Origin of the sequence: Streptomyces sirii, assembly GCF_045690365.1 — a bacterium.
Lineage (GTDB): Bacteria > Actinomycetota > Actinomycetes > Streptomycetales > Streptomycetaceae > Streptomyces > Streptomyces sirii.
Window position 1 is genome coordinate 4,839,279 of the sequence record NZ_CP147982.1, and the last position, 22,690, is coordinate 4,861,968.

At 70.3% G+C, this 22,690-nt stretch carries 24 protein-coding genes and 1 tRNA gene; 12 read left to right on the forward strand and 13 right to left on the reverse strand.

What is annotated here, in order from left to right; all coding sequences use genetic code 11:
• The first annotated feature begins 337 nt into the window (after positions 1-337).
• Both WAB15_RS21725 and WAB15_RS21730 read left to right on the forward strand, forming a co-directional pair.
• The gene (locus tag WAB15_RS21725; protein ID WP_399145753.1) at positions 338-1,087 is read left to right on the forward strand and encodes a bifunctional DNA primase/polymerase; all 750 of its coding nucleotides are present in this window, start codon (positions 338-340) and stop codon (positions 1,085-1,087) included.
• Between the two features lie 160 nt (positions 1,088-1,247).
• Positions 1,248-1,901, forward strand: a complete 654-nt coding sequence (locus WAB15_RS21730; protein WP_407287247.1) for a hypothetical protein — start codon at positions 1,248-1,250, stop codon at positions 1,899-1,901.
• A 232-nt stretch (positions 1,902-2,133) separates the two neighbouring features.
• On the opposite strand, the gene WAB15_RS21735 is transcribed toward WAB15_RS21730, so the two are convergent.
• On the reverse strand, positions 2,134-3,123 hold the full coding sequence (locus WAB15_RS21735) for a DUF5926 family protein (protein WP_407287248.1): 990 nt from the start codon (positions 3,121-3,123) through the stop codon (positions 2,134-2,136).
• Between the two features lie 190 nt (positions 3,124-3,313).
• Positions 3,314-3,934: an ATP-binding protein gene (locus tag WAB15_RS21740; RefSeq protein WP_399145750.1), complete on the reverse strand. Its 621-nt coding sequence runs from the start codon at positions 3,932-3,934 to the stop codon at positions 3,314-3,316.
• Here WAB15_RS21740 and WAB15_RS21745 point away from each other — a divergent pair.
• Positions 3,891-4,016, forward strand: coding sequence for a hypothetical protein (locus tag WAB15_RS21745; protein ID WP_266105151.1), 126 nt, complete (start codon positions 3,891-3,893; stop codon positions 4,014-4,016). The genes WAB15_RS21740 and WAB15_RS21745 overlap by 44 nt on opposite strands.
• A gap of 58 nt (positions 4,017-4,074) precedes the next feature.
• Here the strand turns inward: WAB15_RS21745 and WAB15_RS21750 are convergent, their stop codons facing one another.
• On the reverse strand, positions 4,075-4,926 hold the full coding sequence (locus tag WAB15_RS21750) for a glycerophosphodiester phosphodiesterase (RefSeq protein ID WP_399145749.1): 852 nt from the start codon (positions 4,924-4,926) through the stop codon (positions 4,075-4,077).
• A gap of 365 nt (positions 4,927-5,291) precedes the next feature.
• Between WAB15_RS21750 and WAB15_RS21755 the strand changes: the two genes are divergently transcribed.
• Together WAB15_RS21755 and WAB15_RS21760 are read left to right on the forward strand one after the other, a co-directional pair.
• Positions 5,292-6,791, forward strand: a complete 1,500-nt coding sequence (locus WAB15_RS21755; RefSeq protein ID WP_407287249.1) for a trypsin-like peptidase domain-containing protein — start codon at positions 5,292-5,294, stop codon at positions 6,789-6,791.
• Between the two features lie 52 nt (positions 6,792-6,843).
• Positions 6,844-6,930: transfer RNA gene (locus tag WAB15_RS21760), tRNA-Ser, on the forward strand.
• Between the two features lie 210 nt (positions 6,931-7,140).
• Here the strand turns inward: WAB15_RS21760 and WAB15_RS21765 are convergent.
• Positions 7,141-7,458 (reverse strand): RDD family protein, encoded by a 318-nt coding sequence (locus WAB15_RS21765; RefSeq protein ID WP_407287250.1) that lies wholly within the window; start codon positions 7,456-7,458, stop codon positions 7,141-7,143.
• Between the two features lie 319 nt (positions 7,459-7,777).
• Between WAB15_RS21765 and WAB15_RS21770 the strand changes: the two genes are divergently transcribed.
• Positions 7,778-8,842 (forward strand): UDP-N-acetylmuramate dehydrogenase, encoded by a 1,065-nt coding sequence (locus WAB15_RS21770; protein WP_407287251.1) that lies wholly within the window; start codon positions 7,778-7,780, stop codon positions 8,840-8,842.
• Between the two features lie 70 nt (positions 8,843-8,912).
• On the opposite strand, the gene WAB15_RS21775 is transcribed toward WAB15_RS21770, so the two are convergent.
• From WAB15_RS21775 to WAB15_RS21795, 5 genes are all read right to left on the reverse strand, one after another.
• Positions 8,913-9,443: a hypothetical protein gene (locus WAB15_RS21775; RefSeq protein ID WP_407287252.1), complete on the reverse strand. Its 531-nt coding sequence runs from the start codon at positions 9,441-9,443 to the stop codon at positions 8,913-8,915.
• 368 nt (positions 9,444-9,811) lie between these two features.
• Entirely contained in the window at positions 9,812-11,002 is a 1,191-nt protein-coding gene (locus tag WAB15_RS21780) for a cytochrome P450 (RefSeq protein ID WP_407287253.1), read from the reverse strand.
• Positions 11,003-11,262: 260 nt separating this feature from the next.
• The gene (locus WAB15_RS21785; RefSeq protein ID WP_407287254.1) at positions 11,263-12,108 is read right to left on the reverse strand and encodes a DUF4097 family beta strand repeat-containing protein; all 846 of its coding nucleotides are present in this window, start codon (positions 12,106-12,108) and stop codon (positions 11,263-11,265) included.
• Positions 12,109-12,212: 104 nt separating this feature from the next.
• Positions 12,213-12,713 carry a hypothetical protein gene (locus WAB15_RS21790; protein ID WP_407287255.1) on the reverse strand — a complete coding sequence of 167 codons (501 nt, stop codon included), beginning with the start codon at positions 12,711-12,713 and terminating at the stop codon, positions 12,213-12,215.
• 453 nt (positions 12,714-13,166) lie between these two features.
• Positions 13,167-13,586 carry a MarR family winged helix-turn-helix transcriptional regulator gene (locus WAB15_RS21795; protein ID WP_407287256.1) on the reverse strand — a complete coding sequence of 140 codons (420 nt, stop codon included), beginning with the start codon at positions 13,584-13,586 and terminating at the stop codon, positions 13,167-13,169.
• A 112-nt stretch (positions 13,587-13,698) separates the two neighbouring features.
• Between WAB15_RS21795 and WAB15_RS21800 the strand changes: the two genes are divergently transcribed.
• Entirely contained in the window at positions 13,699-14,520 is an 822-nt protein-coding gene (locus WAB15_RS21800; protein ID WP_407287257.1) for an SDR family NAD(P)-dependent oxidoreductase, read from the forward strand.
• Positions 14,521-14,666: 146 nt separating this feature from the next.
• On the opposite strand, the gene WAB15_RS21805 is transcribed toward WAB15_RS21800, so the two are convergent.
• Positions 14,667-15,161, reverse strand: a complete 495-nt coding sequence (locus WAB15_RS21805) for a PaaI family thioesterase (protein ID WP_407289265.1) — start codon at positions 15,159-15,161, stop codon at positions 14,667-14,669.
• Between the two features lie 172 nt (positions 15,162-15,333).
• Between WAB15_RS21805 and WAB15_RS21810 the strand changes: the two genes are divergently transcribed.
• Complete coding sequence (locus tag WAB15_RS21810; protein WP_407287258.1) at positions 15,334-15,789, forward strand: Lrp/AsnC family transcriptional regulator; 456 nt, start codon at positions 15,334-15,336, stop codon at positions 15,787-15,789.
• Positions 15,790-15,872: 83 nt separating this feature from the next.
• Here the strand turns inward: WAB15_RS21810 and WAB15_RS21815 are convergent, their stop codons facing one another.
• On the reverse strand, positions 15,873-16,409 hold the full coding sequence (locus WAB15_RS21815) for a hypothetical protein (protein ID WP_407287259.1): 537 nt from the start codon (positions 16,407-16,409) through the stop codon (positions 15,873-15,875).
• A 378-nt stretch (positions 16,410-16,787) separates the two neighbouring features.
• On the opposite strand from WAB15_RS21815, the gene WAB15_RS21820 reads away from it, so the two are divergent.
• The 3 genes from WAB15_RS21820 (at position 16,788) to WAB15_RS21830 (ending at position 18,863) form a co-directional block, all read left to right on the forward strand.
• Complete coding sequence (locus WAB15_RS21820; protein ID WP_407287260.1) at positions 16,788-17,276, forward strand: peptidoglycan-binding protein; 489 nt, start codon at positions 16,788-16,790, stop codon at positions 17,274-17,276.
• Positions 17,277-17,574: 298 nt separating this feature from the next.
• On the forward strand, positions 17,575-18,096 hold the full coding sequence (locus WAB15_RS21825) for a GNAT family N-acetyltransferase (RefSeq protein WP_407287261.1): 522 nt from the start codon (positions 17,575-17,577) through the stop codon (positions 18,094-18,096).
• Entirely contained in the window at positions 18,093-18,863 is a 771-nt protein-coding gene (locus WAB15_RS21830; protein WP_399145701.1) for a class I SAM-dependent methyltransferase, read from the forward strand. Before WAB15_RS21825 ends, WAB15_RS21830 begins: the two co-directional genes overlap by 4 nt.
• A gap of 165 nt (positions 18,864-19,028) precedes the next feature.
• Here WAB15_RS21830 and WAB15_RS21835 read toward each other — a convergent pair whose 3' ends face one another.
• Both WAB15_RS21835 and WAB15_RS21840 read right to left on the reverse strand, forming a co-directional pair.
• Positions 19,029-20,630 (reverse strand): ABC-F family ATP-binding cassette domain-containing protein, encoded by a 1,602-nt coding sequence (locus tag WAB15_RS21835; protein WP_407287262.1) that lies wholly within the window; start codon positions 20,628-20,630, stop codon positions 19,029-19,031.
• 336 nt (positions 20,631-20,966) lie between these two features.
• Positions 20,967-21,893, reverse strand: a complete 927-nt coding sequence (locus WAB15_RS21840; RefSeq protein ID WP_407287263.1) for a bifunctional DNA primase/polymerase — start codon at positions 21,891-21,893, stop codon at positions 20,967-20,969.
• Positions 21,894-22,336: 443 nt separating this feature from the next.
• Here WAB15_RS21840 and WAB15_RS21845 point away from each other — a divergent pair, with 443 nt between their 5' ends.
• Positions 22,337-22,642 (forward strand): hypothetical protein, encoded by a 306-nt coding sequence (locus WAB15_RS21845; protein WP_399145697.1) that lies wholly within the window; start codon positions 22,337-22,339, stop codon positions 22,640-22,642.
• Positions 22,643-22,690: the final 48 nt, after the last annotated feature.

Consider the following 22,690-nt stretch of genomic DNA (forward strand, 5'->3'; position numbering starts at 1 on the left):
CGGCGGGCACCGGCGTCTCATAGGGCGACCACCGCGACGCACCTCCCAAGTGGCGGGGACTGCACTACGGAGCGCAAGCGCCATGCGCGCGCCACCCCCCGCCACGTTTCCCGCTCGGCGTACGGCGTGATGCGCTGCCCTGTACACGCGGTGACCGATATCCACGTGGCGTGATCGATGCGCGATCGACCCCGGAGTGCTTGGCCGGGCCGCAACGCCACACAACGGCATGAAGCGGCGCGGCGCGAAGCGCATGTGAACCGGTGAGCAGTGCCCAGTAGTGCCCTGTAGTGCGATGGACGAAGCCCTCGGCGTTTACGGAAAGGAACGAGCGCTCATGCGCGAGATCCTCGGAAGGCGACGCAAGCTCCTGTTCCGGCGCGGCGGAAGGTCGGCGTTGCTCGGTGCGGCGCTGCACTGCGCCACCGAGTGGCAGTGGCCCGTCCTCCCCGGAGTGGGACTCAGGTCCGGCGGCCGCCAGCCGGCCGGCGCCCGGCTCGGCCTCGGCGAGCGGACCGCCCGCCAGTGCCACTGCCTCGACCCCGACTGCGTGGTCCCCGGCGCACACCCCTTCGATCCCGGACTGCTGGCGGCCACCACCGATGCCCGGATGGTGCGGTGGTGGTGGACCAACCGCCCCGACGCCCCGGTCGTGCTGGCCACCGGCGGCCGCGCGCCCTGCGCGGTGAGCCTGCCCGCCGTCGCCGGCGCCCGCGCCCTGGCGGCCCTGGACCACTTCGGCGTACGCCTCGGCCCCGTGGTGGCCACGCCCAGCCGCTGGTCGCTGCTCGTATCGCCCTACGGCCTGCCGGAGTTGGGTGAGCTGCTGTACTCCCAGGACTGGGTCCCCAGCTCGCTGCGCTTCCACGGGGAGGGCGGCTATGTGGTGCTCCCGCCGTCCCAGATCGGCGCCGGCCGGGTCCGCTGGGAGCGGCCGCCGGCTTCCCCCAAGCGCTCAACTCCGTTCGAGCAGGGGGGACCCCCACCGTCCGCGGCGCCCTGGCTGCCGAAGGTGGACACGATCGTCGACGCGCTCGTCATGGCGAGCACCGGTACTCCGGACGGCGGCAGCCGGCTCGCGTACTGAGCCGCCGGGCGACCCGCGCACGGTTCACCCGTACGGGTGTGACCGCCCCGGATCACTACGGGAAACGGGTGTCCGGGCGGCCGGGTGGCCCCTTCCCGGCCGATAGGTTCGGCCCACCGTCAAGCCGCCGTCGGCGGCAACTCAATCGCAGGTGGGGCCCATGCAGCGTGCGCAGAAACTCCGCATGACCGGCCTCGGCGGGGCGGCGGTGCTCGCCATCGCCGTTCCGCTGGGTGCCGCGATCGCCGGTCCGGCGGACTCGGTGATGCCGGACCGGCCGGCGTCGGGTGCCGAGTCCGGGGCGAGAGTCAAGGCCGAAAACAGCCGTATGGAGGAAACGGGCGTAACGGTTGAAGTGGGGGCCAAGTCGGGCAAGAAGCCCGCCGCCTTACCTCACCCGACCGGCCCCCTCGATGCCCTCGGCCTCCCGCTGCTCTCCGGGCGCACCACCCGCTGCGGCCCCGAACTCGCCTCCGCCCAGGGCGTCGAGGTCCAGACCTGTGTGCTCGCCGAGCGCGGCCGGACCTGGGGGCGCACGTACTACCGCAACATCACGGGCAACCCGCTGCGTGCCGTGCTGACCCTGATGCGGCCGGACGGCGGGACCGTCCAGGTGAACTGCGACCTGCCGGCGGCCGACGCGCCGGGCTTGTGCGAGACGCCGGCCGGGCTGACCGTACGCCGGGGCCGGGAGGCGTACGGCGCGGTGGCGGAGATCGCCGACGCGGCGGGAGAGCGGCTGTTGCTGCGCTCCGGCAGTAACTCGGCGGCGGGCGGTGGGGGTTCGGACCGGCGAGGGCGCACGGGCCGCTGACAGCCGGCCGGGCCTATCGGAACGCCTGGTTCCGGACATGGAAGCGCCCGGTCGCTGGCGACGGGGGATGCACCAGCGACCGGGCTTTTAGAACCGTAACAAGAGATCGGCGGTTAGCAAATTCGATCGTGGATTTCCGGACGCCTATTTACCGGCAGGTACGGGGAGTTGTGACCGGTGTCACGTGGGTGCCCCGAGTGGCGTACGGTCCCCATGATCGAGGTCGCCACCGTCAGCTCAGGGTGATCTGACGGTTGGTGAGACCGCCGCGCGCCCGGCGCTCGTCGGCCGTCAGCGGGGCGTCCGTCGCGAGGGCCTTGGCCAGCCGCTCGGCGAACTCCTCGGCCGGCTTGGCGACCTCCTCGGCGCCCATCGACCGGGGCAGGTCCCAGACGGGCACGACCAGGCCGTGCGCCCGGAACGAGCCCACCAGCCGGGTGCCCTCGCCGAGCGAGGAGGTGCCCGCGGCGTGCAGCCGGGCGAGCGCGTCCAGCAGCTGCTCCTCGGGGTGGGAGGTCACCCAGCGCAGATGGTTCTTCTCCGGGGCCTCGCACCAGTACGCGCCCTCCAGGCCGGGGATCCGGGCGGTCGGGATGGCGGCCGCGTTGGCCCGCTCCAGAGAGGCGGCGACCTCTCCCGTGGCGTTCTCGGCGTTCTCCACCCAGAACTCGAACCCGGTGTGGACGGCCGGCTCAAAATCCGCGTCCAGGTCGAGGAGGTCCTGTAGGCGCGGTCCGTCGGGGGAGGGTCGCCCGGCAGTGACCGGATTGCCCGGTTCCGTCTCCAGTGCGCGCTGAAGGGTGTCCGCGAGGCCGCGGCTGAGGTCACCGGATGCGGTGTCGTTCTGCAGGCCGAGCATCACCGCGCCGTTGTCGCGGCGCAGCGCGGGCCAGGCCATCGGCAGTACGGTCGCGAGCGTCACGGAGGGCACGCCCTCGGGCAGCCCGCCCTTGAGCGTCAACTCCGCGGTGGCGGCGGGTACCAGCTCCCGCAGCGCCACCCAGTCGCACTCGCCGGGCAGGCCCTCGAAGGGGCGCTGCACCAACTCGGTGGCGGCGTGCGCGGCGCGTCGCCCGTGACAGGCCTTGTACCGGCGGCCGGAGCCGCAGGGGCAGGGCTCACGAGCGCCGACGACCGGGTAGTTCTCCTCTCCGCCGGGCGCCCCGTCCTTGGTGCGGGCGTGTGCTGCGGCCTGGGGCTGAGGGCGGCGCTTCTTGGCCATGGCGACGGCTTCTCCTGGTCGATCCTGGACGTTCGGACGCGTATCGGCGCGAGCCTAGAGGATCGCGTACGAGGTCGCGCTCGGCTGTGGACAACGCCGTGTCCCGTCCTGGTGTCGCTGGCGTGTCCCGCCCCGTGTCATGAAGCCGAGCCGCATCCGGCGTTCGAGCCCCGCGCCCGGCGCGCGGCCGCTACGTCAGGTCGTCGAGGTCCGCGAAGGCCGGCCCCAGCGGCATCACCGGCCGCCCGCCGGCGCCGATCGACGGCGGTACGTCGGGGGTCAGCTCCACGCGCGTAGCGAAGGCGCCTTGAAGAGAGAGCACCGCCCAGACCGTCACTTCCCCGGCCGTGGTGTCGCGTACGCCCCAGTCCTTGGCGAGCGACCGGATGATCGCCAGTCCGCGGCCGCCGTGTGCGGTGACCGACGGAGTGGCCGGAAGTGGTCGGGTCGGGCCGCCGCCGTCCGTGACCGCGACGGTCAGCCGGCCCTGTGCGTCGATACGCCACGATGCGCGTACGGATGCCAACGGGGCGTCCGACGCACCGTCCTTGGGCGCCGACTGCGACGGGTCACCCGCTACGGCTCTTGCGGAGCCCGGTGATCCGCTTTCGTATATCGGACGCGCATGGCGACACGAATTGCTCAGCAGCTCCGAAAGGATGAGCACCGCGTCATCGACGACATTGTCCTGAACTCCGCTTGCCAACAGCTCTTCTCGCATGCGCCGCCTGGCCATGCCCACACCCGCTGGACCATGGGGTACGGCCATGATCGACGACGTCGGCACCTCTTGTGCCACCACCAACGCCACCCCCGAGACCTCCTTTGCCCCACGCCACGGGATGAATGCCCCAATGGACTGGACCGGAAACCGGCCAAGCGGCACGCAGTGACGCACTAGACACGATCGAATACGAGTCGAATGCGCCGGTGCACACCCTGTGATGAGCTTTAGCCAAGGCCGAGTTGCCTTCGCACCTGTTTGGGGCGGTTTGTAATCACCGCGTCCACCCCCAACTCCTGGCACAGCTCCACATCGGCGGCGTCGTTGACCGTCCACACATGGACCCGGTGGCCCGCGCGGTGCGCCTTGGCGACGTACTCCGGGTGTGCGCGGATGATCCGCATCCCCGGGCCCGCGATGCCGACGCCGACCGGCAGTCGGCCGTCGCGGTAGCGGGGGGTGAGGAATTGCATCAGGTAGACGCCGGGGATGCCGGGCGCAGCGGCCCGCAGCCGGTGCAGTGAGCGCGCCGAGAAGCTCATGACGCGGACCGGGGATGTCCAGTCGGTGCTCATGGCCGGTTTTGCATACCCGAACCGGCCGAGCAGCTCGACCAGCCGCTCCTCCACCTGTCCGGCCCAGCGCGTCGGGTGCTTGGTCTCGATCGCCAGCTCCACTCGCCGGTCCGCGTCGGTGACCAGCTCCAGCAGCCGCTCCAGCGTCAGCACGGACGTCCGCTCCGGGTCCTCGTGCTGCCGGTCCGGCGCCTCGCCGCACGCGTCCTCGATGCCTTCCTTCCACGAGCCGAAGTCGAGCGTGGCGAGATCGGCGAGCTCCAGGGCGGACACCGCGCCGCGCCCGTTGGAGGTGCGGTTCACCCGCCGGTCATGGACGCAGACCAGATGGCCGTCCGCGGTGAGCCGGATATCGCACTCCAGCGCGTCCGCGCCGTCCTCGATCGCCTTCCGATAGGCGGCCAGGGTGTGCTCCGGGGCATCCTCGGAGGCACCCCGATGGGCTACGACGGAGATTGCCGGACGATCCGGACGGGCGTCCTGAGAGGGGCGTGCAGAGGTCACCGAGTTATCGTGCCATTCCATCGCCGACCGGCCGCCGGCGCGTACCCCCGGGGCGTGGAACAGGCAACGTGTCTGCTTTGTCCGACATAAAGAATGAGGGGACAGTCACAGCCTCGGCTTACGGTGCTCTGACGCGCGGTGGGAAAGGCTGGGACACAGACTTGCCCGTACCGGCCGGTCCGGCCTCCCGGGCCTGGACCGGCCCACCGGGACTCGCCCGGATCGTCCGGATCCTGAATCCTGGGTGACGGGGTACGGGTTCCCGGTGGACCCGCGGCGAGGAGCTGTACGACCCGCAAGACCCCGTTCGGGCGCCGCCGGCCCGTACGGGACCGTAAGGCCCGCGTGAAGCTGAGGAGAGAGCTGTGAGCACCGAGAACGAGGGAGCCGCCGTCCCGCCGGAGGCCACGCCGCCGGCCGGGCCGCAGCCGGACCGCGCCCCCGCGTCCGCCTCCGGCGCCCAGGCTCCCCACGCACCGACCGCGCCCGCCGCGGCGCCCCCGCCGCCGGCCTTCGCCCCGACCGTCGCCGGTCCCGCAGGCGGCGACCTCGGTGATCAGGACCGTGCCCAGGGCTCCCCCGGGCACGCACCCCACCCCGGAGGCGAGCCCGGGGCCGGACCCGAGCAGACCGCCCAGATCCCCGCGTACCCGACCGCCGGCCACGGCTCGTCCGGTGGCGGCTGGGGCCAGCCCCCGTACGGCGGCCACCCCTGGGGCGCGCCGCCCGACAGCCCCGCCCCCAAGCGGCGCAACGGCGGCCTGATCGCGGCCGTCCTGGCGGCCGCACTGGTCGCCGGCGGGATCGGCGGCGGCATCGGCTTCTGGGCCGCGGGCCAGAACGACGGCGCCTCGACGACGGTCTCCGCGACCGGCGACGCCGGCGCGCTGAACCGCAAGCCCACCTCGGTCGCGGGCATAGCGCAGAAGGCGCTGCCGAGCGTCGTGACGATCGAGGCCCAGGGCGCCACCGGCGAGGGTGGCACGGGCACCGGCTTCATCTACGACAAGCAGGGCCACATCCTCACCAACAACCACGTCGTCGCCAGCGCGGCCGGCGGGGGCAAGCTCACCGCGACGTTCTCCAACGGCAAGAAGTACGACGCCGAGGTCGTCGGCAACGCCCAGGGCTACGACGTCGCCGTGCTCAAGCTCAAGAACGCCTCCGACGCCCCCCTCAACCCGCTGCCCCTCGGCAAGTCGTCCCACGTCCAGGTCGGCGACGCCACCATCGCGATCGGCGCGCCGTTCGGCCTCTCCGGCACGGTCACCACGGGCATCATCAGCGCCAAGGACCGCCCCGTGGCCTCCAGCGACGGCGGCGGCAGCAGCGCCTCGTACATGAGCGCCCTGCAGACGGACGCGTCGATAAACCCCGGTAACTCCGGTGGCCCCCTGATGGACGCCGCCGGCAACGTCATCGGCATCAACTCCGCCATCCAGTCGGCGGGCAACGGCGGCCTGGGCGGCGAGGCCGGCCAGTCCGGCAGCATCGGCCTGGGGTTCGCCATCCCCATCGACCAGGCGAAGCGCGTGGCCCAGGACCTGATCAGGACCGGCAAGCCGGTCTACCCCCAGATCGGCGTCCAGGTCGGCATGCGGGACACCGGCGACGGCGCGACCATCGCCCAGACCGGCAACAACGGCTCCGACGCGGTCACCCCGAACGGCCCGGCCGACAAGGCGGGCCTCCAGCCCGGCGACACCATCACCAAGCTCGACGACACGGTCATCGACAGTGGCCCCACCCTGATCAGCGAGATCTGGCAGCACAAGCCCGGCGACACGGTCACCCTCACCTACAAGCGCGCCGGCAAGGAGCACACCGCCAAAGTGACCCTGGGCCAGCGCACCGGCGACAAGTGACGCGCTAGTCTGATCCCCGCGACACCCGCGCGCCCGCGCGCCGGTGCAGCGGGGAGGCTTGCCCGAGCGGCCTAAGGGAACAGTCTTGAAAACTGTCGTGGCGGCAACGTCACCGTGGGTTCAAATCCCACAGCCTCCGCAGGGGTAGGAAAACATGCAGGTCGGAGCGGGTTCCGGAGCTATCCGGGGCCTGCTCCGACTGCGTTGGGCGGTCTTACCCTCCTGCCCCTGGGGCTCACTGCTGATCGGCCTGTGTGGCCAAGTCGCGGCCAGGACTCGTGGGAGGGCAGCGCGACGTCAGGCTGGGGTACCGGCGGTGGTCGGACTCGGTCGCCGGTGATTCCCCCCGTCACCGCCCCCGCATGACGACCCTGCTGTCGACCGGGCGGTCGTGCAGGCTCTGCCTCTTCGCGTCGAGGTTGGTCACCGTCGCATTGGCGACCAGGAGCACCGGGACGGCGGCCATCACGAGGTTGCCGAGGTGGCGCACAAGAGCGGCGCCGTAGGTAAGGCGTTCACCGTCGGTGTCCCGGACGACCTCCATGCCAAGGAGTCGTTTGCCCACCGTGCCGCCCTTGCGGGACACGCTCAGCGGCGAGTACAGCAGCAGGAAGACGAGCAACCACACCGCGGCCGCGGGCAGCCAGATGTCATCCATCGATGACATGCGTCCGAGCATTTCTCATTCACGCTTTCGACCATGTGGTCGTTCTTCGGCCACGGCTGGGGCGAACAGGCGCGGCCCGGCTCCCCCAGTTCTTCGGAAACCGCTTGATCACACGGACGGCGATCATCTCCATCGCATAGATGCCCGTCGGCCGGAACTCGTGCGGGGGCATCCTGCCATGAACCCCATACGCTCTCGCGCTCCCCGTACTGTCGGCTTCTCCACCGGGTGAGGACGAAGATCATCTCTGGTCGAATTCGGGAATCTTCATCGGGAGGGGAAAAAGATTGCTCATCACCACCGAGGGGACACGACGTTCATGCGAGTCACGCACGGGTTACCGCTTGCCCGGAAGACGACCTTGGGCATAGGCGGCCCGGCGGCGATGTTCGCCGAACTTGAGGACTTAGCCGACTTCCCGGAGTTCGTCGCACTCGCCGATGCCTTCCCCGGCGCGCCGATCTGTCTCGGGGCGGGCAGCAATGCGCTGGTCGCGGACGCGGGCTGTTCGTCGCCTGTGCTGCGGATGAACACGAGAGGGGTGCGGTTTGTCGGGGAGGCGGCTGACGGACGGACCCTGGTCGAGGTGCAGGCGGGCCATCCTCTGTCCGATCTGGTCGACACGGTCGTCGGCCACGGGTTGATCGGTGTGGAGATGCTCGCGGGCATCCCTGGGACCGTCGGTGCCACGCCGGTTCAGAACGTCGGGGCGTACGGCCAGGAGATCTCCGACACGCTGGTCGAGGTGGTGGCCTGGGACTTGGTGTTGCGCCGCCGCGTCACCCTCGATGCGGTGGCCTGCGGACTGGGGCATCGCACCAGCGTCTTCAAGGGCTCCAGCCGCTGGACATTGCTGACGGTGGTCTTCGCCCTGCGGAAGTGCGCGCTCGGCGCCCCTGTCACGTACCAGGCGGTCGCTGACCGGCTCGATGTGCCCGTCGGCAGCCGGGTGCCTCCGGCCGAGGCGGTCGAGGCGGTGCTGGCCGTCCGGAGGGGCAAGGGCATGGTGCTGGGGTGCTCCGACGCCGACCGTCGGACGGTCGGCAGTGTCTTCTTCAGCCCCGAAGTGACGCCGGCCCAGGCGGGATGGCTGCGGGACGAGGGCGCGTCGCTCAACCGTTTTCCCGACGGCTCGACCAGGGTGAGTGCGAGCTGGCTGATGCGGCGGGCGGGCTTCGCCCTCGGCGGCCGGGTTGCCGAGGGCGTCCGTGTCTCGTACCTGCACCACACGCTGGTTGCCGATGAGGGGGCGAGCGCGGCGAGGTTCACCGAAGCCATCGGTGTCGTCGTCCAGCGCGTCCTGGAGGGCACCGGCATACGCCTCACACCAGAGATCGACTTCCTCGGCGACTGGCCTCAGGAAGGGGACATGGGCGAGGACTGAGGGAAACCTTGTCCACGTCGATACGCCAGGGCCTGCCCGATGGGGCATGGCCGGGCCGGCGGCCCGGAAGTCACGGTGCCGGATCCGGGTCGGTGAAGTAGGCGTAGGGCTCATCGGACAGTCCGTCGTCGGTCGACAGCTGCATCCCGTACCGCACGGGATGGTGCGGATAGAGGTACGGCAGCTCGGCGTCCGTGCCCTGAAAGTCTCCCGCCGCGTCGAGGAGTTGGAGCTCCTGGCCGTGCCGGAGCGGCACGCCCTCCAGCATGGCCGGAACGGCCTCTACGAAGCCCGCCCAGTCGATGGCCACCTCGCACTCCGTCCCGCCCTCCTGGTCCGCGTCCCGGATGAACCGGCGCAGATCGACGTGGCCGGTGCGCCGACCGTTCTCGATCAGCCACAGATCGGCGCTCTCGCCTTCGAAATGCACATCTATCCAGCCCTGGCGCTCATCGGGATCCGGAGTGTCGAAGTACATGTCCTGCAAGAGCGCGCGGATGTGCGCGCGCTGGGCGTAGACGAAGAACAGACTCCAGTCGACCTGCCCTCGGTAGGTCTTCTCCAGGACATAGGCGCTCCGGCCTCGCGGCTCATCGCTCATGCCTGCCACCATGCCAGGCGCCACTGACAACGCGCCCTTTCGCAGGCCGAGCAGCTCCAGCGCGCTGTGGCAGAACCGATCCTCGAAGTCCTTGGCCGCCTCACCGACGAGGTCGCACCTGCCCCGGAGCCCACCCGCACCGTGCGGCCAATGACGCTCCGGCGTCCCGATGACGGCCCCTGTGGGCCGATGCGAGCCACGGTGCGGGGCTTCCGGCGTGATCCGAGGCCCCCCGCCCGTCGTGCAGGCAATCGCGCGATACGACTCGGATGGATGGAGCGGAGACTTGTGGCCGGTGAGTGGGTGGTGTCGTCGAGGGCGGGTGCGCCGGCCAGGTCCCGCACCGGTGACGTGCTTGGCCGATGGCCTTATCGGGGCGTTTGTGTCCAGGTGACCGGTAGTTCGTGGACGCCGTAGATGTTCATGTCGGTTCGGAGTTTCACCTCGTCGGCGGGGACGGCGAGTTGGAGGGTCGGGAAGCGGCGCAGGAGTCCGGCGAAGCCGGCGCGCATCTCGATGCGGGCGAGTTGCTGGCCGAGGCATTGGTGGATGCCGTGGCCGAAGGACGTGTGGCCGCGAGCCTTGCGGTGGACGTCCAGGGTGTCGGGGTTCTCGAAGCGCCGGGGGTCGCGGTTGGCGGCCAGCAGTGAGATGACGACGGTCGATCCCTTGCCGATGGTCTCACCGCCGAGTTCGAGGTCCTCCGTGGCGTAGCGGTAGAAGATGTCGGCGACGGACAGGTAGCGCATGAGCTCTTCGACGGCGTCGGGCATCAGATCCGGGTTGGCGTGCAGTTCGGCGAGCTGCTCGGGGTGCTCCAGGAGCGCGAAGGTGCCCAGGGACAGCATGTTGGCGGTGGTCTCGTGGCCCGCGAGCAGCAGCAGGAAGGCGATGCCGGTCAGCTCCTCGATGGAGAGGTCGTCATCGCGGGCCAGGTCGGACAGGATGTCCTCGCCGGGCTCGGCGCGTTTGCGGGTGACCAGTTCGGCGAGGTAGGCGGTCATCGCGCCGTAGGCGGCCATCTTCTCTTCGAACGACTGCTCCTTGGCCATGAACTTGGCGGAGTTGCCCTGGAAGTTGTCCCGGTCCTCGTAGGGGACACCGAGCAGTTCGCAGATCACCAGCGAGGGCACCGGCAGCGCGAACTCCTTGACCAGGTCGACGGTCGGGGTGAGGCGCGCCATCTCGTCCAGTTGCCGTTCGACGATGTCGCCGATGTGTTCTTCGAGCATCTTCATGCGTTTGACGGTGAAGGCGCCGGTGAGCTTGCGTCGCAGCCGGGTGTGGTCCGGCGGGTCCATGGCGACGAACAAGCCCGGTACCTGCGGGGATGGTTCGGTGATGACGGGCATGTCGGGGATCTCGTACGGCATGTGGAGAACGCCGAGGTCCTGGCGGGAGCTGAACCGGGTGTCGGCCATGAGCTGACGGACCGCTTCGTAGCCGGTGACGAGCCAGCCCTCGTGACCGTCGGCGAAGAGCATGGGGCTGACCGGGCGGGCCTCGCGTAGTCGGGTGATCTCGCGGGGCGGGTCGAAGGGGCCCGCATTGCGCTCCATGGGGAGGCCGTGAGGGATGGGTGCCGTTTGAGACGTTGGAGATGTTTGAGGCGTTGGAGATGTCTGGCTCGTCTGAGTCGTCTGGTTCATTGGGGTTCCTTGTGTGGTGGTTGTGGCGGTTTGCGGGCGTGCGGTGATGGGTGACTGCGGAACAGTGCCGTTGCGTATTGGCGCGGGCAGGGCAGAGGCCCGGGTGGGGGCCGGCTCCCGGCCGAAGGCTGAAGTGTCTCCACAGGTAGGGGAGTTGGTGGGGCCTGGGCTCAGGCTCGGGCGCGGCGTATGTCGATGTTGCCGTAGCGGGTTCGGGCGCGGACCTTGACGGAGTCTTCGGTCTTTTCGGGGGCTTCGGAGGTGGGGAGCGTGTTGTGCACCTGCCCGCGGTCGGAGTTGACGTCGAGCCAGGCGGCGATGCCCTCGCGGATGCCGATGTCGATGGCGCCGGCGGAGGTCTCCAACTCGATGGTGCCGCGGGTGACGTCGGCGACGCGCAGGGCGCCGTGGGCGGTGGTGGCGGTGACCGAGCTCTCGGCGCGTGTGATGTCGATGTCGCCGTTGGCGCCGCTCACCCGCAGGTCGCCGGTAGCGGTGCCGACGGTCGTGGAGCCGTGCGAGTTCTTCAGGACGGCGGGACCGTCGACGGTGCCGACGCGCAGGCTGCCGGAGCTGGTGGTGATCTCGGCCATGCCCTCGACGCGGTCCACGATGATCGAGCCGTGCGACACGGTCAGCTGCAGCGGCCCGGTCGTGTCGAGGCGGACGTCTCCCGCCGAGGTCTTCACGCGGACCTCGCCGAGCCGGCCTTCGCCCAGCACCTGGGCCCAGGCGCCGGTCGTGTCGATGCGCGAGCCCGTGGGCAGCTCGACCGCTATGTCGACGGTGCCGGTGCGTCCGACGAGATAGCGCTGCTTGGGCGTTCTGACGGTCAGGGCGCCGTTCGCGTAGGTGACTTCGGTCTGCTCGGCGGCCCGTACGTCCTGGTCCCGCTTGGGGTCGCGGGGTTGCACCTCGACGACCGTGTCGAGGCGGTCGCCCGCGGTGAATCGGATGGTGCCGGCAGTCACGTGCGCGGTGGCCGAGATCGGTTCGGGAGTGTTGTAAGAAGGCATGGCTGTGCCGTCCTCTTGGGTCTTGGTGGGTGGCGTCCCTGCTGGTGGAACGTGGTGTGGGTGAAAATGGGGCGGGTGTGGGTGCGGTGTGGGTGCGGGTGTGGCTAGTGCACCGAGCCCGTGAAGTTCTGTCTGCTGGTGGTGCGGGTTTGCTCCGTCGTGCGCGGCTGCGTGCCGCTGCCGTCGACCGCGGCCGAGGCGGCTCGCGCCAGCCAGGCGTTGAGCGACAGGCCCTTGCGGCTCGCGGCCTTCTCGGCGCGCGCCTTGAGGTGGGCCGGCAGGCGGAGATTGACGCGGGTGGTGCCGCCCAGCGGTTCGATGGGTACGGCGGGCGGGGCGGGCGCTTCCGCGGGGTCGCTGCTGGGCGGCGGCGTCACCACGAAGTCGGGATCCAGCCCGCGCAGCCGTATGTCGACCGAGCCGGGGGCGAGTTCGCGGGTGATCTCGTCCATCGCGGCGGAGAGCGCGTCGAGCACGGTCAGACGGGTCGCCGACTCCAGGGGAGTGGTGAGCCGCTCGGCCAGCTCGCGGGCATCTTCTCCGCCGACTTCGGCGGCTACCGCGAGTTCGCGACGCATCGTGTCGACGTACGGCGTGAGGTCCATGACGTCATAGTGGCACCATGATGGCGCCATGCGCAAGAGTGGGTGGCGCCGTATGTGGTGCAGGCTTGGGGGTGGCCGCTCTGAGCTGGGGAAAGGTGATGAGGGCGAGGCGAGTCATCGCGGGGCCATGCGGGCTCAGTTGCCGCATGGGAGGGCGGGACGGCGTCGGGTGGTGCTGGGTGATGCCAGCTGGCGCCGAGTGGCGCAGGGTGGTGCCGGATGGCGCCAAAGGGCGGCCGACGGAAGGGGGCGCTGATGCCGGCAGCCACGGCCTGGCCGCCGGCAACCACGGCCCGGCCGCCGGCAACTACGGCCCGGCGCCCGGCGGCTACGGCTCCGTAGCAGGTCAGGGCGATTGTCGTCCCGCGTGCTCGGCGGTTCGTGGGAACTCTCGCGGAGGCAACGTTGTCGCCGTGGGTTCCCACCCCGCAGCCTCCGCGGGCGGAAGCCGCGTTATGCGTCGAGTACCAGTTGCAGCAGTTCTCGCAGGGTCTCGCGCTGCTGTGCGCTGAGCTGGACCAGGGGGTCGGCGGCGAAGGGCATGCGGTCGCGGAGGTCGGCGGCGGTGGCGCGGCCGGACGTGGTGGCGGCGACGCGCTTGATGCGGCGGTCGTCCGGATCGAGGCTGCGCTCGGCCAGGCCGCGGGACTCCAGGCGGTCGATGATCGCGGTCACGTTGGAGGGTTCCGCGTGCAGCCGGTCGGCGATGCGGCGCATCGGGACGGGCTCTTCGGCGGCGAGCAGCGCCTTGGCCTGGAGCGGGGTCAGTCCGTGGCTGGTCGCGGCGGCCTCGGACTCCTGGGTGTAGCGGCGGCTGATGGCCGCGAAGAGGCCGACGATCTCTTTGGTGAGCTCATCCGGTGGGTTGGGCATGGCGTCCAGTGTAACGAGATGGTTGACAACATGAAATATCTCTGTGCATAGTTATGACTGACATTAGTTATGGTTCATAAGTAAGCAGCGGTAAGTGAGGCAGGTAGTGGAGATGAGCAGCAAGAACGTCCTGATCACTGGCACCTCGTCCGGCATCGGGCTGGCGACGGCCGTCGCGGCCGCGCGTAGTGGCTGGCATGTGGTCGCCACCATGCGCGACACCGCCAAGGCGGGCGCGCTGCTGGCGGCGGCGGAGGAGGTCGGAGTCACCGTCGATGTCCGGGCGCTGGATGTGACGGACCCGGCTTCGGTCGAGGCATGCCTGGCCGGCCTCGACCGGCTGGACGCGGTGGTCAACAACGCCGGGGCGGGCCACGTAGGCACACTGGAGCAGGAGAGCGTCGACGATGTGCGTGCCGTTATGGAGGTCAACTTCTTCGGCGTGCTTCACGTGACGAAGGCCGTCCTGCCGCTGCTGCGGGCGAGTGCGGGGCGTGTGGTGACCGTGACCAGTGTGGGTGGGGTGATCGGTCAGCCCTTCAACGAGGCGTACTGCGCCGCCAAGTTCGCGGTCGAGGGCTTCATGGAGTCCCTCGCACCGGTCGCGGCCACCGCCGGCGTGTCCGTCAGCGTGGTCGAGCCGGGTGCGGTGGCCAGCGAGTTCGTCAGCAACGTGGGCCTCGCGGACAACGTACTGGAGCAGGCCGGACCGTATGCGCCGGCCTTGTCGGCCTACCTGGACCGTACCCGCGGCGCCTTTGCCGACGCGCAGACGCCGCAGGACGTGGCCGCGCAGGTGGTCGAGCTGCTGGCGGCCGAGCGGCCCGCCTTCCGGGTGCTCACCTCGGACGCCGCCCGCGCCTTCGTCGGACCGAAGCTCAAGGACCTCGACGGCTCGGCCGTGCAGGACGCGACCAGCGCATGGCTCGCCTAGGGCATCTTCCGGCGGCGATCGGTGGCCGGCTGACCTGCGGCCGGCATCTGAGCCCATTCATCGAGCCCACCTACTGAGCGGGCCCAGTGAATGGGCTCGCGGATGGGCTCGCGGATGGGCTCGCGGAGAGGGCTTACCAAGTGGGGCTACTGTGCGGGCTTGTTTACACGGATCAGGGTCTGCTGGCCGTTGGCGACGAGCCTTCGCTCGCCGTCGGCCTGGACGCCGTACACCTCCAACTGGCAGACGGTCAGGGTGCGTCCGGACTTCAGGACGGTGCCGATCGCCTCGATGTGTGCGCCGACGGCGGGTGCGAGGAGGTTGATCTTGTACTCGACGGTGAGGACGTCGGTGTCCTCGGGGAACAGCGTGTAGGCGGCGTAGCCGCCGGCGCTGTCCGCGATGGCGCTGGTGGCGCCGGCGTGGAAGTAGCCGTGCTGCTGGGTCACTTCGGGACGGGCCGGGAGCACGATGTGTACGCGGCCCGGTGCCATGTGGGATATCCGTGCACCGAGGTGGGCCATCAGCCCCTGGCGGTCGAAGCTTTCCTGGATGCGCTTTTGCACCTCGGGGCTCGCCTGTTCCTGCCGCGCCGGGTCTGTCACGTGTTCTCCTTTGTCCCTTCGTCGGATGTCGGACATCACGGTCGCCGAACGGGGTGAGGTGCGTTCGTCAGCTGGACCCACCGTCGTCGTGGCCATCGGTCGTTCCCTCTCGCGTTCCTTGCTTCGGGAGGGAAGATTAGGTGTGATTCGGCCGAATATGTTTGTGTTCTTGCCTCGTGATCGCGGTGGATGGGGGAGGATTTTCTTCATGGATGCGCTGGATCGGAAGATTCTTACCGAGCTGCAGATGGACGGCCGTCTGACGGTCACCGAGCTGGCTGCTCGCGTGCAGCTGAGCGTCTCGCCCTGCCACCGCCGCGTGCGGGACCTCGAACGCGAGGGTGCGATCCGCGGCTACCGCGCCGTCGTCGACCCGGCCGCCGTCGGCCTGGACTTCGAAGCCCTGGTCTTCGCCACCCTGCGTTGGGAGGACCCCGACACCGTCACGGCCTTCGAGGAGGCCGTGACCGCCATCCCGCATGTCATCCAGGCCCAGCGCCTCTTCGGCGAGCCCGACTACCTCCTGCGTGTCGCCACCGCCGACCTGCCCGCCTACCAGCAGCTCTACGACCAGCAGCTCGCGAGGCTGCCCGGTGTCCAGCGCCTGACCTCCACCCTCGTCATGAAGAACGTCATCGACGACCGGCCGCTGCCTGAGAAGTAGCCAGGGGTGTAGCTGTGGCTGTGGCTGTGGTCATGGCGGTCATGGGGGCTGTGGTGGTTGCCGGCCGCGGGACGTGGCGCCCGTCAGTCCTTCTTCGGTGCGTAGTCGTCCAGTTCGCTGCGTAGTGTCTGGCCCGGGTACGGCCGTTCGTACGGCTCCAGCAACACCGCTCGTAGGCTGCTGAGCGGGTCGATGATGGGGCGTGCGTCGTACTCGATGCCGTCCTCGTCCTCGTAGTCGTCCAGCCGATCCCACGGGGGGATGACGAAGGGGTACCACTTCCATCGGAAGCGGCCCTTCCCGTCGGGGTGCACCTGCCACTGCGTCCCCCGGTGGTGGTTGTGGACCTCGCCGAGGTACCAGGAAGCCACCTGCAAGAACGCGTCGTCCTCCTGCTCCCGGAACTCCTCCAGCAAGGTGAACCGCTCCCGCACCGCCGCTTCCAGGCGGTCCAGCGACTCGGGGGAGAAGTCCCACAGGCCGCCGACCTCGTGCACCCAGGCCGAGAAGCGGGACTGCTGCTCACGCAGCCACAGGGGCAACACATCGTTCTCCGACCGCAGGACGTCCAACTCGCGTGCTTCGCGTATGTCCTTGGCGCTCCAGCTCCACCTACTCATGAGCCCGACCGTAACCCCTCGCACTGACAACGCCGGCGGTAACGGCCCTGCCGACAGGTGGGGTTGTCGGTTGCGGTTGCGGTGGGAGTTGGGCCTTCCTGTGTCTCTGGTCAGTTGCGTGGGTGGCGGGCCGGGCGATCTGTCTGATGCCTATGTGGGGAACATTCCGTGGCTGGCGGCCAGTCATTAAACGGTCAATCGGTTGGGTGGTTGGTTGATTCGTTGATTGATTGGTTAATCGATGAGGGGTAAGTGAATTCGGGCTGCGGGGGTGGTGGTTGGGGGTTAAAATGCGGTCGGCGCATTGTTGGGGTGGGTGTCGATTGCGGTGTTCTTCAGAACGTGCGGGGATGCGGCAACGCTTCTAGCGTGAGAGGCATGGGCACTCAACAGAGAACACGAGACACGATCTACACCGTCGTTGAGGGCGATACGCTCAGCGGTATCGCTACTCATTTCCACACCACCGTGAAGCAGCTTCAGATCTGGAACAACATCCCGAACCCCAACATAATCAAGGTGGGCCAGCGGCTCATCGTCGCGAAGGCGTCTGGGGGAGGAGCGCCCGCGCCGACCGCTCCGGGCTTGGTCCCGTTCCCGGGCAAGGACTTCTTCACGAGCCTGCCGCCCACGGAGAGTCCCATCATCCTGAACATGGGGCTGCGCCTCGTCGACGAGGACTGCGGCACCCCCTACGGGTTCAGTGGTCCCGGGCCCCGGTGGAACGAGAAGCACCGGCAGGCCTACTCCCTCTTCCAGCAGACATTGGGCTTCACGGGAGCCGATGCGGACGGGATCCCCGGGCGGACGTCCTGGGACCGGCTCCGCGTTCCGAGCCCGTCGCCTGAGGAGTGGGGCTCCGACTGAGGGCCCGACTGAAGGGTCCGGCTGGCGGAAGCAAAGAATCGTCGAGTTCCCCGTCTCCCCGTTTCCCGTCTCCCCGTCGCGCGACGCCTGTGCGCGGCGGGGAGACGATTGTGCGACGGGCCGGCGTGGCCGGCGATTGGGCGGTGGGGCGGTGATTGTTGGTTTGCCTGGTCGGTATCGTGGGGGGATGAGGAGATGGTGTGGGGAATGGGGGATCGGCGATTTTCGCCCGCGGCCGTCTCCGAGGATCGGTGGAAAGTAGGCAGTGGTCGCCGTGGGTTTTCGGAGGGTGGGGGCGATGGCAGAGGACCGTCGTGTGGTGATCCGGCGGGCCGAGCGGCGGGATGCCCGGCGGCTTACCCGGATCGTGCGGAGTTCGGCGGCTTATACGGGACGGTATTCCGCGATGGTCGAGGGATATCGGGTGGGGCCGGACTACATCGAGGCGCATCGGGTGTTCGTCGCTGTGTGGGAGGGCGTCCCCGGGAGTGCGGCCGGCGGTGCGGGTGAGCCGGAGAGGGAGCCGGTCGGCGAGCGTGTTCTCGGGTTCTATTCGCTTGTTGTGGAGCCGCCGGAGCTGGATCTGATGTTTGTGGCTGATCAGGCGCAGGGATACGGCATAGGGCGTCGGCTGATCGAGCACATGCGGGGCGAGGCGCGGCGCGTCGGAATCGACCGCGTGCGGATCGTCTCGCATCCGCCCGCCGAGGGTTTCTACCGCAGCGTCGGCGCCCGGCCCAGCGGAACGGTGCGGGCGAATCCGCCGGCGGTGATGTGGGACCGGCCGGCGCTGACGTTCGTGGTGGAGGAGGGCGAGTGACCGGGTCGCGGTCGTTCGAGGAACTGGTGGCCGAGGCCGAGGCGGTATCGGTCGAGGGGTGGGACTTCTCGTGGCTGGCGGGGCGCGCCACGGAGGAGAGGCCCTCGTGGGGGTATCAGCGGGCGATGGGCGAGCGGTTGGCGCGTGCGTCGGCCGCGTTGGACATCCAGACCGGCGGCGGGGAGGTGCTCGCCGGGGTGGCCGAGCTGCCGCCGTTGACGGTCGCCACGGAGTCCTGGCCGCCGAACATCGCGAAGGCCACGGCGCTGTTGCATCCGCGCGGAGCGGTCGTGGTGGCCGATGCGGACGAGCCGCCGCTGCCGTTCGGCGATGCGGCCTTCGATCTTGTGACGAGCCGGCACCCGGTGACCGTGTGGTGGTCGGAGATCGCCCGGGTGCTGCGGCCGGGTGGCACGTACTTCTCCCAACAGGTCGGCCCGGCAAGCGTGTTCGAGCTGGTCGAGTACTTCCTGGGGCCGCAGCCGGCGGACGTACGGCGGGCCCGCCATCCCGACGACGCGCGCCGGGCGGCGGAGGAGGCCGGGCTGGAGGTGGTGGATCTGCGCGCGGAGTCGCTGCGGACGGAGTTCTACGACATCGGTGCGGTCGTCTACTTCCTGCGGAAGGTGGTGTGGATGGTCCCCGGGTTCACCGTTGCGGCACACCGGGAGCGGCTGCGGGAGCTGGATGAACTGATCCGCAGTGAGGGGCCGTTCGTGGCGCATACGACGCGGTTCCTGATCGAGGCCCGTAAGGGCGGTGCGTAAGGCGGTGCGGAGGGCGAGGTGAGTTCGCCCTCCGCACCTGGGCCCGTCCTACGCACCTGATCCCGTCCTACGCACCTGGGCCTGCCTCACGCACCTGATCCCGTCCTACGACACCGAGCCCACCCGCCGCTCACGAAGCCTGATCTCTCACCACAGGCCGATCGCTCACGACAGCCCGATCAACTCCCCGTGCTCCGCGCTCCACAGGTCCTCGGTGCCGTCCGGCAGGAGCAGTACGCGGTCCGGTCGGAGGGCCTCGACGGCGCCGGGGTCGTGGGTGACCATCACGATGGCGCCCGGATAGCCGTCGACCGCCGCCAGCACCTCGTCCCGGGAGGCGGGATCGAGGTTGTTGGTGGGCTCGTCCAGGAGCAGCACATTCGCGCCCGAGTGGACCAGGCCGGCCAGCGCCAGGCGGGTCTTCTCGCCGCCGGAGAGCACCCGGGCGGGCTTGTCGGCGTCGTCGCCGGTGAAGAGGAACGAGCCCAGGACGTGCCGAGCCTCGCCGTCGGTGAGATGGGGCGCGGCGGCGGCCAGGTTCTGCCGGATGGTGGACGCCGGGTCGAGGGTGTCGTGCTCCTGGGCGAAGTAGCCCAGTCGCAGGCCGTGGCCGGGGACGACCCGGCCGCTGTCGGGGGTTTCCTGCCCGGCGAGGATGCGCAGCAGGGTGGTCTTGCCCGCGCCGTTGAGGCCGAGCACGACCAGCCGGCTGCCCCGGTCGACGGCCAGGTCCACTCCGCCCAGCACCCGGTGCCCGCCGTACGCCTTGGTGAGGCTGATGGCGCCCAGCGGTGTACGGCCGCACGGCGCGGGCTCCGGCAGCCGGATCCGGGCGGTCTTCTCCGTACGCCGGGCCGGTTCGAGGTCCGCCAGCAGCCGCTCCGCGCGACGCACCATGTTCTTCGCGGCGACGGCCGTGGAGACGTGGGAGCGCATCTTGTCGGCCTGGGTGCGCAGCGCCGCGGCCTTGCGCTCCGCGTTGGCCCGCTCGCGGGTACGGCGTCGTTCGTCGGCCGCGCGCTGGGTGAGGTAGGCGCGCCAGGTGGTGTTGTGGACGTCGATCGTGGCGCGTGCGGGGTCGAGGTGGAAGACCCGGTTGACGATCCCGGCCAGCAGGTCGGTGTCATGGCTGATGACCATCAGGCCGCCCCGATACGACGTCAGGAAGGCGCGCAGCCAGGCGGTCGAGTCGGCATCGAGATGGTTGGTGGGCTCGTCGAGCAGCAGGGTGTCGTGGTCGGCGGCCAGGATCCGGGCCAGCTCGACGCGGCGTCGCTGACCGCTGGAGAGGGTGCCGACCGGCTGGTCCATGACCCGCGGCGGCAGCCCCACACCGGCGGCGATCCGGGCCGCCTCGGCCTGTGCCGCATAGCCGCCGCGCGCCTGGAAGTCGGCCTCGGCGCGGGCGTACGCGGCCATCGCCACCCGCTCCTGGGACGCGTCGCCGGCCCGGGCCATCGCGTTCTCGGCGGCCCGCAGCGCCCGTACGGCACGGTCCAGGCCGCGGGCGGAGAGGATGCGGTCGGTGACGGTGGTGTCGGGGTCGGCGGTACGGGAGTCCTGTGCGAGGTGCCCGAGGGAGCCGGTGCGGGTGAGGTCCCCGGCGGCCGGGTGGTGCCGGCCGGTCAGCGTGTGCAGCAGGGTGGTTTTGCCCGCGCCGTTGCGGCCTACGAGGCCGATGCGGTCGCCGGGGGCGATGTGGAAGGAGAGGTCGGACAGCAGAAGTCGGGCGCCGACGCGTACGTCGACACCGCGCACGGTGATCACGGAAAACGCTCCGGAAGGAGAAAGGGGAAGGGAGGTCTGAGAACTCGGGAGGGGCGGCTGCCGGTGTGGGCGGCTGCCTCGGCCGGCGCGCGCCGGGTGCGGCTGCGCGCCTGCGGCTACGCGTGACACGCCTGTGTGCGGGCACACCGGTGGCGTGGAAGCGGGTTTCCGAGCTAAGAGATCCGGGGCGTAGACATGGTGGCGAGGGTAGCGGGGGCGGATGGCGGGCGCAGCCGATTTTCTGCGTACGGGGGAGGCCGGCGCCGGGGGAGGTGCCGGGGCACGCCTCTTCTGTCAGTCCCGCCGGTCCCGCTTGTCCCGCCGGTCCCGCCGGTTCTACCGGTCCCCCTCGCCACGCCGGTCCCACTCCCGCCGGGCCGCCGACGCGATCGTCGCGCGTGCCTCCACCTCGGGCAGGCCGGTGTGGCAGGCGGCCTCTATGAGCCGTGCGGCGAGTTCCCGGCCCAGGCCGGACTCGTAGGCGCGGCAGGCGGCCCAGAAGAGGCGGGCGTTGCGCTGGCCGTCCGGTGAGGTGCGGACGAAGCGTACGAGCGCGGCGGCGGGCTGGGCCGGGGCGCCGGGCGTGGGCGGGCGGTGGGTGGACGGGGGCGGGGCCGTGAGGAGGGCGAGCAGGGCGCGCGGCGCGGGGGCGGGGTGGAGCGGGGCGTCCGGCGCGAGGACGTACCGCCCCCGGGTGGTGAGCGAGCCCGGGCCGACGAGATAGCCGCCCGCACCGCGGACGTCGATGCCTGGGGCGAGCCGGCCGACCGAGTTGGGGACGGGCGGGGACGGCGGGCCGGTGAACCAGAGGTGGCGTCCGCCGCTGGGGGTGCGGACGACGACGGTGGGCGGGATCGGCACGCCGTGCGCCTCGGCGAGGAACCGAAGGGCGGTGAGGCCGTCGGCGCCGTTCTTGGTGTCGAGGTCGATGCCGATGAGGTGGTGCGGGGGCCGTCCGCAGGCGATGCCGTAGCCGGTCGCCCAGGGGGCGGCGGCGAACAGGCGGCGGACGGCCAGGGGGTCGGTGCTCGCGTCGTGTACGCCGTGCCCGACGCGGCCGCACCCGCCGCGGCAGGGCGGGACCTCGGGGTGGCCGCGGTGCGGGGAGCGGATGGCGGGGAGCTTGCTGCGGGTCAGCGGTATGACGGGGTAGCCCTGCTCGGCGGCGAGCAGGGCATGGGTGAGCGCGGCGGCGTGGGCGTCGGCGGGGGGCTGCGGCCTGAGAGCGGTGGGCGGTCCGGCATGGCGTCGGTGCGTGGCCATGGCTCCATTTTCGTACGAATGTTCGAAGAAGGGAAGGGGGGCGTGCGAGGGGTCGCCCATGCGCCGGGTCGGTGGGCCGGTCGGGTGGGGGCCGTACCCCTTGCGGGGGAAGGGTTCCGGCCGGCCGTTACCTCGCGGAGGGCGGCGGACGGGGGCAGGTGGCGCGGCGGGGGTTTACCCGGGGTTCCTCATGCTTGCGAGGGAATCGCCCCTTCGCGGCGGGTTCGCCGGGGATTCGTGGGCAATCCTGAGATCGCGACGTCGAGGAAGCATCGTGGTGGTCGGCCAACTGCCCGGTGAACAAGCGGAGTTCGTGGAATCCGTGATCCGGGTCGGGCGAGATCGAGCAGGCGGGTCCAGCAGGTCGGGTCCGGCAGGACAGACCCAGCAGATCAGATCCAGCAGGTCAGATCCAGAAGTTGTGTTCCGTAGGAGGAATAGACATGGCAAGCACCCGTACCGCCCGCATCATCGCCGTGGCCGCCGCACTGCCCTTCGCGGTGGCGCTGCTGTCCGGCGTGGCGCAGGCCGACAACGGCGGCTTTGCGAACAACGGGTCGAGTTCGGCGGCGACGAGCCAGACGGGGACTGGCGTCGGCCACGACAACAACGGCAACTCGACCACCGGCCAGCAGGTCGCCAACGGTGCCGGTGCCTCCAACCAGAACAACACCGCGAGCGTGAACGGTTCCGGTTTCACGGACATCGACCAGGACAACACCACCGTCAACTTCACCGAGCTGTGGTGAGCCGGTGAGCCGGTGAGCCGCCCTGGGGAGTGGCGGCTGACCGAGGGG

What these genes read in the sequence shown, in the direction of transcription:
- WAB15_RS21725 (WP_399145753.1), top strand. Translation starts at nt 338, where the DNA reads ATGCGCGAGATCCTCGGAAGGCGACGCAAGCTCCTGTTCCGGCGCGGC.
- WAB15_RS21730 (WP_407287247.1), top strand. Translation starts at nt 1,248, where the DNA reads ATGCAGCGTGCGCAGAAACTCCGCATGACCGGCCTCGGCGGGGCGGCG.
- WAB15_RS21735 (WP_407287248.1), bottom strand. Translation starts at nt 3,123, where the DNA reads ATGGCCAAGAAGCGCCGCCCTCAGCCCCAGGCCGCAGCACACGCCCGC.
- WAB15_RS21745 (WP_266105151.1), top strand. Translation starts at nt 3,891, where the DNA reads ATGATCGACGACGTCGGCACCTCTTGTGCCACCACCAACGCCACCCCC.
- WAB15_RS21765 (WP_407287250.1), bottom strand. Translation starts at nt 7,458, where the DNA reads ATGTCATCGATGGATGACATCTGGCTGCCCGCGGCCGCGGTGTGGTTG.
- WAB15_RS21770 (WP_407287251.1), top strand. Translation starts at nt 7,778, where the DNA reads ATGCGAGTCACGCACGGGTTACCGCTTGCCCGGAAGACGACCTTGGGC.
- WAB15_RS21775 (WP_407287252.1), bottom strand. Translation starts at nt 9,443, where the DNA reads ATGAGCGATGAGCCGCGAGGCCGGAGCGCCTATGTCCTGGAGAAGACC.
- WAB15_RS21780 (WP_407287253.1), bottom strand. Translation starts at nt 11,002, where the DNA reads ATGGAGCGCAATGCGGGCCCCTTCGACCCGCCCCGCGAGATCACCCGA.
- WAB15_RS21785 (WP_407287254.1), bottom strand. Translation starts at nt 12,108, where the DNA reads ATGCCTTCTTACAACACTCCCGAACCGATCTCGGCCACCGCGCACGTG.
- WAB15_RS21790 (WP_407287255.1), bottom strand. Translation starts at nt 12,713, where the DNA reads ATGGACCTCACGCCGTACGTCGACACGATGCGTCGCGAACTCGCGGTA.
- WAB15_RS21795 (WP_407287256.1), bottom strand. Translation starts at nt 13,586, where the DNA reads ATGCCCAACCCACCGGATGAGCTCACCAAAGAGATCGTCGGCCTCTTC.
- WAB15_RS21800 (WP_407287257.1), top strand. Translation starts at nt 13,699, where the DNA reads ATGAGCAGCAAGAACGTCCTGATCACTGGCACCTCGTCCGGCATCGGG.
- WAB15_RS21805 (WP_407289265.1), bottom strand. Translation starts at nt 15,161, where the DNA reads ATGTCCGACATCCGACGAAGGGACAAAGGAGAACACGTGACAGACCCG.
- WAB15_RS21810 (WP_407287258.1), top strand. Translation starts at nt 15,334, where the DNA reads ATGGATGCGCTGGATCGGAAGATTCTTACCGAGCTGCAGATGGACGGC.
- WAB15_RS21815 (WP_407287259.1), bottom strand. Translation starts at nt 16,409, where the DNA reads ATGAGTAGGTGGAGCTGGAGCGCCAAGGACATACGCGAAGCACGCGAG.
- WAB15_RS21820 (WP_407287260.1), top strand. Translation starts at nt 16,788, where the DNA reads ATGGGCACTCAACAGAGAACACGAGACACGATCTACACCGTCGTTGAG.
- WAB15_RS21825 (WP_407287261.1), top strand. Translation starts at nt 17,575, where the DNA reads ATGGCAGAGGACCGTCGTGTGGTGATCCGGCGGGCCGAGCGGCGGGAT.
- WAB15_RS21840 (WP_407287263.1), bottom strand. Translation starts at nt 21,893, where the DNA reads ATGGCCACGCACCGACGCCATGCCGGACCGCCCACCGCTCTCAGGCCG.
- WAB15_RS21845 (WP_399145697.1), top strand. Translation starts at nt 22,337, where the DNA reads ATGGCAAGCACCCGTACCGCCCGCATCATCGCCGTGGCCGCCGCACTG.